Below are 12,193 nucleotides of genomic sequence, written 5' to 3'. Positions count from 1 at the left end.
GACCGCATGGACCTTCCCTCCCGTGATCGACGACCCGGCGATACGCCGATGGCTTCAGCGTGCCGCTACTTGGCAGGCAAAGTCGTTTCGACGGTCATCTTGCTGATTGGTGCTGCTGCCTTGATCGGCTGGGTCGCCGTCGAGCTCTATGTCGCAATCGTGACGCTCGACTGATCGGCTCGACCGCCGGTTCGTTTGCGGCGGAGCCTTCTCCCGATTTAGGAGCGACACGGCCGCCACGACTGCATCAATGTTCGTGCCGATGGTGCGCATCAGGCACATGGCCGTGGGAGTGCCGCAGAGGCTCGTGCGTGTGCCGACGGCTGTGTGGTCCATCGGGCGGCACATCATGGGTATGCGTGTGATGTCCATCGTCGTGCGTGTGAGCGTGCTCATGATCCAGCGGATCGTGTTGATGCTCGTGCCCGTGCGACTCCGCAAGGTGAAGAGTCACGCCCAGCATCATGAGTACGCCGCCCACGGCCATGACCCACGTTCCGCTTCGGTCGCCAAGTGCGATCGCGAGCGCTGCGCCGATGAACGGCGCGAACGCAAAAACGGATCCGGTGCGCGCCGCGCCGAACGCGCGCTGTGCCAGCAAGTAAAAGCGCAGGCTGAGGCCGTACCCGGTCGCGCCGACGAGGAAGAGCGCGGCAGCGGCGCCCCACGTGGGCAGCGGATCGCCGAAGAGCAACGCCAGCGCGGTCGTTGCGAGAGCGCCTATCACGGCCTTGCCCAGGACAACCTGGCCGGGATCACGTTCTGCGAGTCCCCGAGACAGTGTGTTGTCCGCGCCCCATGCCGCAGTGGCCAGGAGCACCGCCAACAGACCCCAGAGCTGCGTGCCTCCACTGCGGCCTTGATCGAGCACCAGTGCCACACCCCCCGCGAGCAGCAGCAGCATGGCGGCCCCGACGCGGCGATCCATCGTCTCCTGATAGAGGTATCGCGCCAGCACCGCCGTGAACAGCGCCTCCAGCGTCAGCATGAGCGATGCGCTGGTGCCGCTGGTGTGCTGAAGGCCCCAGGCCAGCGCCACCGGCCCCAACACAGCGCCCAGGGCCGCCATCAACAACAAGCGCGGAACGTCTCCACGCACGAGTCGGGCCTCCTTTTCCGCGCGCTGACGCGAGAACGCACCGACGGCAGCGGCACCTGCATAAAGCAAAGCCGCCGTCGTGAATGCGCAGAGGCCTGTTCCGAATCGCTGGACCAGCGGCGTGCTGATGCCGAACAGCCCGGCTGCGAACAAGGCCAGGAGGCCGCCGCGCAGCGCGGGTAAGTGGATGAGGCTGTGCTTCATGCGCAATTGCCTTCAAGTGTCTTAGTCTTCGACAGCCACCGGCGGAACATCACAGTGCCGGATGTTGACCTGCACCCTATCCCCGACCTTGATCGTTTCAGCTTCGGACAAAGGCGCGACGTGGTGCGCATATCGGCTGGGCGCTTCAGAGTAGCGCACCAGGGCGTAGCGCTCCCTCGCCGCAGCATCGGGGGCCGCCATCTCGCGGCAATCTCTGGCCATTCGCGCGGCGATGGCCGCGCCCGCGTCGATCTGCACGACCCGTCCCGGCCGCCAGCCCTCCAGGAAGCGAGCGCGCTCGGCGAGCAGGCCGGCGCAGCCCTGTAAGAGGCTGCGCCCCTGCAATTGCCAACGCCGCGCTGGTCGCCGATAAACGCCCGCGGATCACCTCAGTGTGAACCGCACGGTGATGGTCTTCTTGTCCGCCGTCCGCAGCGCCGCTACGACCTTGGAGCCCTTGCCCAGCTTGACGCCTTTCGCTTCCAGCTTGTTGCCGCCCGCGGACTTCAGATCGGCTTCGGATTTTTCGGCGCCGTTGAGCACTGTGAGCTTGCCGCTCGTGCCGGCAGTGTCGAACTCGTCTTCATGGTCGAGCACGTAGATCGTCGCGCCGTCGCCGGCTGCGACCAGCTCGAACGACAGGTCGCTCGCGCTTTGCACGATGCCGCCGTGCTGCGCTTTCGCAGCACCATGCGCAAACGCGCTGTTCACGCTCAGTGTGGACGCGGCCAGGACCACGGCGGCGGCGAGAAGGCGCAAGGGAGAGTTTTTCAGGATCATCGGTTTTTCCTTTGGTCAGGGGAAGGCGCGCTTTGACAAGGCGGCGCCGCAAAGCCTTGGGGAATGGAAACGGGTGTCAGGGCCACCTCAGTACGACTCCTGCGGTACCGGCGGGAGGCCAGGTCCGGGTGACTCCACCTCGAGCAAGCGCTCGGTGCCGCGGCGGCCGAGCAGCCAGAACAGCACCGGTGTGAGCAGCGTGTCGAGCACGGTCGAGCTGACCAGGCCGCCGAAGATCACCACGGCGACCGGATGCAGGATCTCCTTGCCCGGCGCGTCGGCGGCAAGCAGCAGCGGCGTCAGCGCGAAGGCCGCCACCAGAGCCGTCATCAGCACCGGCGTGAGGCGCTCCAGCGAGCCGCGCACGATCATCGGGATGCCGAAACTCTCGCCTTCGAAGCGGCAGAGGTTGATGTAGTGGCTGACCTTCAGGATGCCGTTGCGCGTGGCGATGCCCGCCAGTGTGATGAAGCCGACCATCGAGGCCACAGACAGGCTGACGCCCGCCAGCCACATGGCCACCACACTGCCGATGAGCGCCAGCGGGATGTTGGCCATGATGATCCCGGCCAGCACCGCGGATTTGTAGCGCGCGTACAGCACGAGAAAGATTATCGCCAGCGAGATCAGCGACAGACCGAGGATCAGGTTCATCGCCTGTTCCTGGGCCTGGAACTGTCCTTCCAGGCTCACGAAGGTCCCTGGCGGCAATGGCGTCTTGGCGATCACGCCCCGGATGTCCTGGATCACCCGGCCCATGTCCGAACCGTCGGTGTTGGCGTAGACCACGATGCGCCGGCGCCCGTTCTCGCGGCCGATCTGGTTGGGTCCGTCGGTTTCCTCGACTGTGGCAATGGCCGAGACCGGCAGGCGGCCGGCCGGCGTGTCGATCAGCGTCGCGGCAAGGTCCTGCGGGCTGAGGCGGCCGTCCGGCAGGCGCAGCACCAAGTCGTAGCGACGCAGGCCGTCCACGATCTGGGCACCATGCGCGCCATCCGTCAGTGCCTGCAGCACGCGCACCGCTTCGCCCGGCGAGAGGCCTGTCTGCGCGAGCTTGCGATGATCGAGCCGGACCATGATCTGCGGGATCAGCACCTGCTTCTCGACCGTCAGATCGACCAGGCCGGGAACGCCCGAGAGGCCTTGGCGCATCTGCTCGCCGAGCCCGCGCAGGGTGTCGGTGTCGTCGCCGAAGATCTTCAGCGCGATCTGCGCGCGCACGCCCGACAGCAGGTGGTCCAGACGGTGCGAGATCGGTTGGCCAATGGCGACCTGCGCCGGAAGCACCGAGAGCCGCGCCCGGATGTCCGCCATCACGGTCTCGCGGTCGCGCGCGGAGCGCTTCAGGTCCACATCGATCTCGGCCGCGTGCACGCCCTCGGCATGCTCGTCGAGCTCGGCGCGCCCGGTGCGGCGCCCGACCTGGGTCACCTCGGGAACCTCGGCGATCAGCGTCTCCGCAAGCGACCCCATGCGGTTGGCTTCGGCCAGCGCGGTGCCGGGATTGAAGATCATGCCGAGCACCAGAGAACCTTCGTTGAAGGCCGGCAGGAAGGCCCGCGGGAAGAACGGCACGCTCGCCGCCGCAGCGGCCACTGCCACCGCGGCGATGGCGATCAGCAGCTTGGCGCGCGCGAAGGACCAGCCCAGCACCTTCTCGTCCCAGCGCTTGAGGCGAACGACCAGCGGACTGTCACCGCGATCCAGGCGCTTCATCCTCGGCAGCAGGTAGAGGCACAGCACCGGGGTCACCGTCATCGACACCAGCATGGAAGCCAGGATCGAGACGATGTAGGCGATACCCAGCGGCGAGAAGAGCCGCCCCTCGATGCCCGGCAGCGCGAACAGCGGCACGAACACCAGCACCACGATGGCCGTCGCGTAGACGATGCCGGACCGCACCTCGACGCTCGCCCTGCTCACGACTTCCATCGTGGAAAGCGGATTGCCGGCCGCGCGGTTCTGCTTCAGGCGGCGCAGGATGTTCTCCACGTCCACCACCGCGTCATCGACCAGTTCGCCGATCGCGATCGCCAGGCCGCCCAGCGTCATCACGTTGATGGACTGCCCCAGCAGCTTGAACACCAGCGCGGTGACCGCAAGCGCCAGAGGGATCGCCACCAGGGAAATCAGCGTGGTCCGCGCAGAGAGCAAGAAGGCGAACAGCACGATCGCCACCATGATGGCGCCGTCGCGCAGTGCCTCGCTGACATTGCGGATCGATGCCTCGATGAAGTCGGCCTGGCGGAACAGCACCTTGGGCGCGGCCAGGCCGGGTGGCAAGCCTTGTTGCAGCTCGCCCAGCGCGGCCTCGATGGCGCGCGTCAGCTTCACGGTGTCGGCGGCGGGCTGCTTCTGCACGCTGACGATCACCGCCGGCAGGCCGTTGTAGCCGGCGTCGCCGCGCTTCATGCTGGCAGCGAAACGCACATTGGCCACCTGCTCCAGCAGGACGGGGCGACCCTCCTTCCAGGCAACGGCGATTCCGCGCAGGTCCTCGACCCGGTTGGTGCGGCCAAGATGGCGAATCAGGAACTCGCGGCTGTTGAGGTCGATGAAGCCGCCGCCCGCATTGCTCGCGAAGCCGCGCAGCGCCTGTTCGACCTGGGTCAGGGAGACACCGTACTGGGCCATGCGCGCCGTGTCGGGTTCGACGCGCAGTTGCCGCACGTCGCCGCCGATCGGGATGACCTGGGAGACGCCGGCGACGGACAGCAAGCGAGGGCGCAGCACGAAGTCGGCGTACTCGCGCGCGCGCATCGGGTCCGCGGCCGTCTTGCCGTTTCCTTCCAGGGGCAATGCGATCAGCATCACCTCGCCCATGATCGAGGACACCGGCCCCATGGCCGGGGTGATGCCCGCGGGCAGCTGCTCGCGCACCAGCGCCAGGCGCTCGGCCACGAGCTGGCGGTTGCGATAGATGTCGGTGTCCCAGTCAAACTCGGCGTAGAGGATGGACAGCCCCACGCCGGAGGTCGAGCGCACGCGCGTCACGCCCGGCATGCCGTTGAGCGCGGTCTCCAAGGGGAAGGTGACGAGCTGCTCGACTTCTTCGGGCGCCATGCCGCCGGCTTCCGTGAGCACGGTCACCAGCGGCTTGTTGAGGTCCGGAAAGACGTCGACCGGCGTGCGCCAGGCGGTGATGGCGCCATAGACCAGCAGCAGCGCCGCCAGAGCCAGCACGAAGAGGCGCCCGCGCAGGCTGTTATGAACGATCCAATTGAACATGCAGAGGCTCCGTTCAGCGGATCTGCGCGATCAGCGGAGCACCTTGCACCACGACGCGATTGTCGGCGCCCAGGCCCTGGGTGATGACCACCGTCGAGGCGTCCAGCGGGCGGTATTGCACCGGCTGCGGGATGTAGCGCTCGGCGCCGGACTTGATCCAGACGATGGGCTCGTTGGCGCTGTTGCGCACCACGGCTTGCGCCGGCAGCACATAGCCCTTGATGCGTTCGTTGAGCGATGCGACGACAGTCACCGGCTGGCCGACCGCGAGCGGCATGGCCGAGCCGGATTTTTCGGCCTGGGCCCGGAAGGTCAGCGGCAGCACGCCATCGCGAAGACTGTGGGCCGCGCCCAGCAGCTTGAGCTTCACGCCAGGTGCGCCCTGAAGCGTTGCTTCGCTAACACGCGCGGGCAGCGCCGGATCAGCGGTGGTCGCCTCGACCAGCACACGGGCCGGATCGATCACCTCGAACAGCACGTCGCGGGCCTCGACGATCTGGCCGGATACGGCATCCGCCCGTGCGATGACGCCCGACACGGGCGCCACGAGCGCTTCGCGGGCGCCGAGGCTCGCGCCGATGCTCTTTTCTCGAGCGGACAGGCTCTGCATCTCCGCGCGGGCGGCCTCGATGTCCTTGCGAGGCACCGTGCCCTCGAGCGACTGCAGGCGCTCGACGCGCTGCGCCGCCAGTTGCCGGCTGCTGCGCAGCTCGGCCAACTGCGCCTGCTGGCTCGCCAGCGCGTAGGGGTCGGCATGGTGTCGCACATGCGCGAGCACCTCGCCTTGACGCACGGCCTGGCCAGCCACGGGCAGGCCGCGCGCGCCCGCTTCGATACGCCCGCCATGGATCGCCTGCACGCGGCCGCCGGCGTTGGGGTCCATGACAACGCGGCCGGGCAGTTCCACGGTCGCTGACGCTTCGCCTTCTATCGCCAGGATGGTCCGGATGGCCATGCGCCGCTGCGCCAGCATCGGCACCTGCACGCTGCCGTCGGGCAGCCGTGCGAGGCCGGATGCGGTGCTGTTGCTGCCAGGCGCATCCAGGTGCTCACCGTTGGGTCCGTGTGCACCGGGAGCTGCGAACAAAGCCGCAGGGGCGAGCGCGCCGACCGCCAGTGCGACGACGGTAAAGCTTGCCGAGCGACGCGCTGCCGAAGCGCAGACTTCAAGCCGAAATCCGTGCGTCATTGAGCACCCCCGATCGTGTCCCGCGCGCGAGCGCCACGGTTAAGGACGTAGATGGCAACGCCGCATGTCAAGAGCGCCAATGCGATCCAGACTGTGGCCGGAACGCCATGCCCACGCTCGTCATCGTGGGAGTGGCCGTGCCCCGCGGCTGTGCCTTCAGTGTTGAGGGTGCCCTCCAGGAGATCCGTGTCGGCGCCGGCGAGCACCGTGATCACGAGCGGATGCGCTCCGGGAGCCTTGAGAGCTTTGAGAAAGGCCGGGTCGTCGATCGCGTAGTCGCCGTGGTCGGAATGGAATTTCGCAACCGCCTTGACCGCGCCGGACTCGACTTCCACCTTGGCGTCGAGCACGGGCTCATTGGTTTCGAATCGGTTGATGAGCATCGACAGTTCGTCTTCTCGCAAGTGCGCTACCAGTTCGAACGTCTCTGACTTGGCCTCCATACGGGGCGCGGCGCTTCCAACGCTCGCTGTTTGCGCTGGGCCGTCGAGGTGTTCGCCGTTCGGACCGTGGGCGCCCGGTGCAGCGAAGGCGCTGGCGGACAGCAGGAGCACCAGAGGCAGCACGACGGCCAGCATCAGCCGGTACTGCGTTGGTTGGGGGGAATGGAGAAGGTCAATCATGGGAGGCGTCCAAGTGCTTGTTGGAGTTGGGCCTGGGCCAGGCCCAATGCCGCTTGCTGGCGCGCGAGGGCCGCGTCGGCCAGCGCAGCGGCATTGGCAGCGCGCAGCAGTTCCGGCAGGGAGGTCTCTCCTGCCTGGAACGATTTGTCGATGAGCTGGGCGCGCTCGCGCAGCAGGCCAGCGCGGCTTCGCGTGCTGTCGAGTTGATGCGCAGCGCTTTGTAAGGCGGCCCGCGCTACGCGGACGTCCGCTTCCTGTCGTTCACGCAGCCGCTGTTCCGTGGTTTCGGCCACATCCAGATCGCCGAAAGCCGCCGCTTGCAGCGGCGCATTGCGACCATCGGTGCCGAACGGGATCCGAAGGCCGATGCCGATGCCGCGTTGGGTGCTCTCGCCCATTCCCGGCGCCTCTTCGCGATACCGCAACGTGACTTCGGGCGGGTCCCGCCTGGATGCGTTGACCACCTCCACGCGCTTGCGCGCGCGCTCGACGGACTGCGCGGCCAGGCGCAGCTCGGGGTGCTCGACACCGGCCGCGAGATCATCGGCCGCCGGCGAGAGCGGCGGCGGGGGCAAGTCCGGCATCGCGTCCAGACCGGTCAATGTTCGCCACTGGGCCCGAAGGACCTGCAGGCGCTGATCGATTTCGCTTCGCAGCGCCTGGGCCTCCAGCAGCTCGGCGCGTGCGGCCAGGGCGTCCGATCGCGCAAGATCTCCGGCCTGGACGCGACGCTGCACGTCGCCGGCAATCCGCTGCAGGTATTGACCCTGGGCGGCCGCCGACGCCGCTTCCGCCTGTGCCGCCGACAGCCGCCAGGCGGCCTCACGTACCTGACCGGCAACGCGCAAACGCGCCGCCTCGGTGCTGACGTCAGCCAGCTTCAGCTCGGCATCGGCCGCAGCAGCACGTGCATCGCGCTGGCCCGGCAGCCACAAGGGCCAGACGAAACCTACTTCTGTTTCCCGACGCCCGGCATTGGAATGCGCACGGTCGTTGAGGTGGTTGAGCTCCATCGCTGGAGACGCGGCCCAGAGGCTGGCGGCTGCGGTCTGTTCGGCGCGGGCGCGCCGGCCCTGGGATTCGGCCTCCCGAAACTGGACGGCGCGCTGCCAAGCGGCCTCGGTGGCCTGGGCCAGGGTCACGCCGGCAGCGCCCGGTTGAACGGAAGACGGGGATGGTTGTGCGGCGGCGGGCGCGATCGCCCCCACCAGCGCACTGCCTGCAATGGCACAGGCCACAAACCACGGGACTGATTTCACGGAACTCCTGACTGACTCGGCGGCGATCGGACTCCCAGAACGAACACACGCGGTGCGTGCCTGGATCTGGGAGCAGGAATCGCCAACATGAAAACGGCTCAGCCGCGCAGGCGCGCGGCGAGCAGTGGCGTTTTCAGGCGGTCAGGCGTGGAGGTCGTTGAAGGCGATCGAGCGACGGCCAGGGCGCGGCCATCTGGTCGACCATCAGGGGTCGCGCCGTTTCGGCAGGTGCAAAGGAGAAAGAAGTAGAAGCCCAGATGGCTGAAGCGCCCAAGCAGCCGTCGGCCACCACGTGTTGCACCGACTCGTCCGAGTCATCCTGGGCCACAGATCCATCATCGTCGTGATGATGCGCCTCCCCCTGCCAATGCAGGAAGGCGTGGGCCACGGTTTCCGCCTCTGCAAATGCGGTGGCCTGGCCGGCGATGGCGAAGGCCTGGCAAAACGCAGAGAGCAGGAGGAGGACGAGGGCAAGCCTGCGGCGCATTCTGCAAGTCTAGCCGAGGCGGCCCAGCGCACGCCCAGGTGCGTGCGTTGCAACGGGCGGTTTCGTTGCTCTGGAGATATGGGAAGTTCTGTCGCCGACGCCACGCGTAGGAACTTGTTCGCTGTTCAAGCAACACGGAGCCCGAAGGTATTTGGAAGACGCACCCCGATCTTGGGCGCGGCGACGGCCATCAAGCGGGACTCACCGCGCTGCCTTCATTCGCTCGTACTCTTTTCGTTTCATAGCGAGATAGTCGCTTCGGTTCATTTCATGGAGTTGATGCGAATACTGTTCGGTGCTGTCGAACCACTTGGCGAGACGCTCTTCGAGCTGCTGGTCGTCGGGCGCGTCCAGGTAGGAGTCGATCGCGAGATAGTAGCGCATCGTATTGCGCTCCACGACGCCTCGCATTCCTCCTACGTATTCCGGCCGGCCGGCTGAATCCTTCCCCGTCGCGGTGAACCCCACCTTGCCGCTTCCGACCGTTGCGATGTAGACCTGCATGGCGAGCCGCGCCACCATCCCGTCGGCGTAGGCGTAAGCGAGATGGATGAAGGTCTTGCGATCGTCGAGCGGCGTGGCCTTGAGTTCGATGCGGTAATCACGGGTCGCGAACGGACCGCGGGCAGCGCTCAGTTGCACCGCCAGGTAGTCGGAGGTGATGGTGGCCGGCCGCCAGGCGAAGTCAATGCGCTGTGCATCGGCGAGCGGCTGGTCGTACTTGCGGCCGATCGCGACGGCGAGGGTCGTCGTTCCAGAAGTTTCCCGCACGGCGCAGTGCTTTGTGTTGAGGTGCAGCATGAGAATCTCGCACCAGACGACGGACATGCTTAACGAGTTGCTTACCTTGGCGAATGGATGATCAACGACCGCATGGGCGTCGCCGCTCAGCCGGTCGGCCGTCTCGTTAGATTCGATCACCAGCGGGCGACCAAAAGCGTTTCGCTCGAGCTGCGACCGGCTCGCATTGAACTTTGCCAACAAAGCGGCGGCGCCGCTGCCTTGTGCCACTGCGATCGACGGCAATAGCAGACAACAAAGGCAGAGCAGCACGGCCTTTCGGGCGACGGTTTTCATCATGGCGCCGAATACTTTGGGCCGCCCGCACCGCCAGACGTGACAGACGATCCGCTCAGATGCTGTGGGTCACGGCGTAGCCCGGACTGTGGCGCGCGCGTTGCATCCACCCAGCTGCGGAGCAACCCAGCACCGGCGTACGCCTTGACCCTCACCTTCACGCCCGATTGCCACCTGCGCCTTCGGTCCTACGCATGTGTCGCCTCATGTCCGATGCTGCTCGGTGGGGTGGGCGGCCTACGTTTAACTGGACATCGTGTCTGCAAGCACCAGCGAAAGCAGCTTGCCGACAAGGTGCCGCGCCCGACCAGGCCCCTTCGCCTTCAATGCTCTTCGCGCTTTCGGCGATACAGAACCGCAGGCGGGCTTTCCTCCCACTTAGCTCTGCAGGAGATAATGAAGAATATCGTTACAGCTCTGATTTGCGTGAGCATTGCGCTGGTAACTGGTGGCGCCGCGGCTCAAGATGCGTCGAAGAAGAGCGACTCCGCTGCCAGAGGCAGCACGAAGAGCAACATGACCACGCAGGAGTGCAAGGATCACATGGCGATGGCCAAAAAAGGCGAGATGAAGAAGGACGACGCGCACATGAAAATGTGTGCAGACATGATGAAGAAGGACGGAAAGACAGGCGAAGCGAAGAAGAAGTAGCTGGCCGCGGCCCTGCTTACGGCGGTCCGCTCGCGGCATGCAAGCGACGTCGCAACGCAAAAGGCTCGCAATCAGGTCCCCTCAAGAAACACTTGTCCCGCCCGCTGGAGGTAACCGGCGCTCCAGGATGAACTCCCAGATGACGCTACGGCATGCCGAACGAGCTATGCCGTAAACATGATCGTCACGTTTTGAATCTTTAGGTTACGATTAACACTTAAGGATTCAAAATAAGACGCTTCATAGAGCGTCGTGGAGGTGTTGCCATGGCTGCACTGCTGTCCGAATTGCCTGACCTGCGCGCTCATGAACAGCCGCTGGCCGAAGTGTCACCTGAGGCGCTCTGTCTTCCGCCTGCCGACTTCGTCAGCATCCGGGGCGTGTGCTTGCCGCGTGGGGAACTCGTCAACCCAGCGCTCTTTGCACCCGGACAGCGCGAACGGCTGCGCGAACAATTGGTGAGCGCAATACCGTTCCCTCACCTCGTTCTTGAGAACACGTTCCATCCGACACTGCTCGAACTGGTGGCCGAAGAATTCGACGCGCTTCCGAGCACTTACTGGGCTGAAGTCAAGACTCCATATGAGTCGACGCGCCGCTCGGTGCTCGGCGCGGCGCTGGGCCCGGCCTCGCAGCTGTACTTCGACATCATCAATTCCGGCTGGTTCATCGACTGGCTGTCCTCCATCACCGGCGTGCCCTACCTGCTGCCAGATCCGAAGCTCTTTGGCGGCGGCCTGCACGAGAGCCGCACCGGCGCGACTTTCGCGGTGCACCGCGACTTCAACCGCCACCGCCATCTGGGGCTGAGGAACGAGATGGTCTTCATCACCTATCTCAACAAGGGATGGGACCCGGCCTGGGGTTCCGGGCTCGAACTCTGGGACAAGAAGCAGGACCGCTGCTTGACCACCGTGCAGCCCGAGTTCGGCCGCACCATTCTGCTGCCGCACGGGCCGATCAGCTACCACGGCCATACCAAGCCGCTGCAGGCGCCGGACGGCCGGCCGCGCCGCTCTGTCGCCGCCTACTACTACACCAGCCCGCTCGCCGGCAAGCAGCACGGGGACGAATCGGCCTCGGTCTTCATGAAGATGCACAGCATGGACCGGGCCAAGGCCGTCGCGCGCATGCTCACGCCGCCGGCCGTCTGGATGCTGGCACGAAAGATCGCCGGCCGCGGCTGATCACCGGAAGGAGACGGGCCGCAGGCCAGGGGTGCTGGCCTTCCATGTTTCAGAAGCATGAATCGGCGCGTACATGTAATCCCTAAGTATTCAGATGTAAGAACTTCACGCACAGTCACGGCTGCCGCCGTTTCGTGGCGCGAACAAACGCAAAAAGTGCATCGGCATATGTCGATAGGCGGATGCACGGAGGGGCTAGCTGTACTTCTTGGTGGTTTGCAGCGGGCGTTCGTTCACGCAAGATTCGGCATGAATTGATACTTTGTTCGTAAGAAGAACGGCCAAGCCGAGCAAGTCGGTACAGGTTGTCCTGATTTGTAACAGAGGCTTGATCGAGGAGGCCCAATGGAACGTCGCGCGCATTCCGCTGCCGAGTCAGAACCCGAGCCGGGGGCGACTTCGGGCGACA

12 protein-coding genes are annotated in these 12,193 nt (G+C 65.8%); 3 read left to right on the top strand and 9 right to left on the bottom strand.

Features of this window, described 5'->3' with window-relative positions:
* The first annotated feature begins 6 nt into the window (after nucleotides 1-6).
* Nucleotides 7-174 (top strand): hypothetical protein, encoded by a 168-nt coding sequence (locus E5P3_RS34240; protein WP_162590481.1) that lies wholly within the window; start codon nucleotides 7-9, stop codon nucleotides 172-174.
* A 73-nt stretch (nucleotides 175-247) separates the two neighbouring features.
* Here E5P3_RS34240 and E5P3_RS34235 read toward each other — a convergent pair whose 3' ends face one another.
* The 9 genes from E5P3_RS34235 to E5P3_RS34195 all read right to left on the bottom strand — a co-directional run bounded on the left by E5P3_RS34235 (nucleotide 248) and on the right by E5P3_RS34195 (nucleotide 9,949).
* Entirely contained in the window at nucleotides 248-1,303 is a 1,056-nt protein-coding gene (locus tag E5P3_RS34235; protein WP_162590480.1) for a DMT family transporter, read from the bottom strand.
* Nucleotides 1,304-1,324: 21 nt separating this feature from the next.
* Complete coding sequence (locus E5P3_RS34230) at nucleotides 1,325-1,561, bottom strand: hypothetical protein (protein ID WP_162590479.1); 237 nt, start codon at nucleotides 1,559-1,561, stop codon at nucleotides 1,325-1,327.
* 126 nt (nucleotides 1,562-1,687) lie between these two features.
* Nucleotides 1,688-2,083 carry a hypothetical protein gene (locus E5P3_RS34225; protein ID WP_174263172.1) on the bottom strand — a complete coding sequence of 132 codons (396 nt, stop codon included), beginning with the start codon at nucleotides 2,081-2,083 and terminating at the stop codon, nucleotides 1,688-1,690.
* Nucleotides 2,084-2,170: 87 nt separating this feature from the next.
* Nucleotides 2,171-5,311: an efflux RND transporter permease subunit gene (locus E5P3_RS34220; RefSeq protein ID WP_162590478.1), complete on the bottom strand. Its 3,141-nt coding sequence runs from the start codon at nucleotides 5,309-5,311 to the stop codon at nucleotides 2,171-2,173.
* A gap of 13 nt (nucleotides 5,312-5,324) precedes the next feature.
* Nucleotides 5,325-6,500, bottom strand: a complete 1,176-nt coding sequence (locus E5P3_RS34215; protein ID WP_162590477.1) for an efflux RND transporter periplasmic adaptor subunit — start codon at nucleotides 6,498-6,500, stop codon at nucleotides 5,325-5,327.
* Nucleotides 6,497-7,123: a hypothetical protein gene (locus tag E5P3_RS34210; RefSeq protein WP_162590476.1), complete on the bottom strand. Its 627-nt coding sequence runs from the start codon at nucleotides 7,121-7,123 to the stop codon at nucleotides 6,497-6,499. Before E5P3_RS34210 ends, E5P3_RS34215 begins: the two co-directional genes overlap by 4 nt.
* The gene (locus tag E5P3_RS34205) at nucleotides 7,120-8,382 is read right to left on the bottom strand and encodes a TolC family protein (protein WP_162590475.1); all 1,263 of its coding nucleotides are present in this window, start codon (nucleotides 8,380-8,382) and stop codon (nucleotides 7,120-7,122) included. Before E5P3_RS34205 ends, E5P3_RS34210 begins: the two co-directional genes overlap by 4 nt.
* Nucleotides 8,383-8,515: 133 nt before the next feature.
* On the bottom strand, nucleotides 8,516-8,869 hold the full coding sequence (locus E5P3_RS34200; protein WP_162590474.1) for a hypothetical protein: 354 nt from the start codon (nucleotides 8,867-8,869) through the stop codon (nucleotides 8,516-8,518).
* A gap of 201 nt (nucleotides 8,870-9,070) precedes the next feature.
* Nucleotides 9,071-9,949, bottom strand: coding sequence for a hypothetical protein (locus E5P3_RS34195; RefSeq protein WP_162590473.1), 879 nt, complete (start codon nucleotides 9,947-9,949; stop codon nucleotides 9,071-9,073).
* Between the two features lie 393 nt (nucleotides 9,950-10,342).
* Between E5P3_RS34195 and E5P3_RS34190 the strand changes: the two genes are divergently transcribed.
* A complete protein-coding gene (locus E5P3_RS34190) occupies nucleotides 10,343-10,597 on the top strand; it encodes a hypothetical protein (protein WP_162590472.1) in 255 nt (84 codons plus the stop codon).
* Between the two features lie 266 nt (nucleotides 10,598-10,863).
* Nucleotides 10,864-11,784 carry a 2OG-Fe(II) oxygenase gene (locus E5P3_RS34185; RefSeq protein WP_162590471.1) on the top strand — a complete coding sequence of 307 codons (921 nt, stop codon included), beginning with the start codon at nucleotides 10,864-10,866 and terminating at the stop codon, nucleotides 11,782-11,784.
* The last annotated feature ends 409 nt before the right edge of the window (nucleotides 11,785-12,193 follow it).

The sequence above is a fragment of the Variovorax sp. RA8 genome (assembly GCF_901827175.1).
In the GTDB taxonomy this organism is placed as follows: Bacteria; Pseudomonadota; Gammaproteobacteria; order Burkholderiales; family Burkholderiaceae_C; genus Variovorax.
The sequence above is the reverse complement of the archived record's forward strand: the minus strand, read 5'-3'. Positions and strand labels throughout refer to the sequence as shown.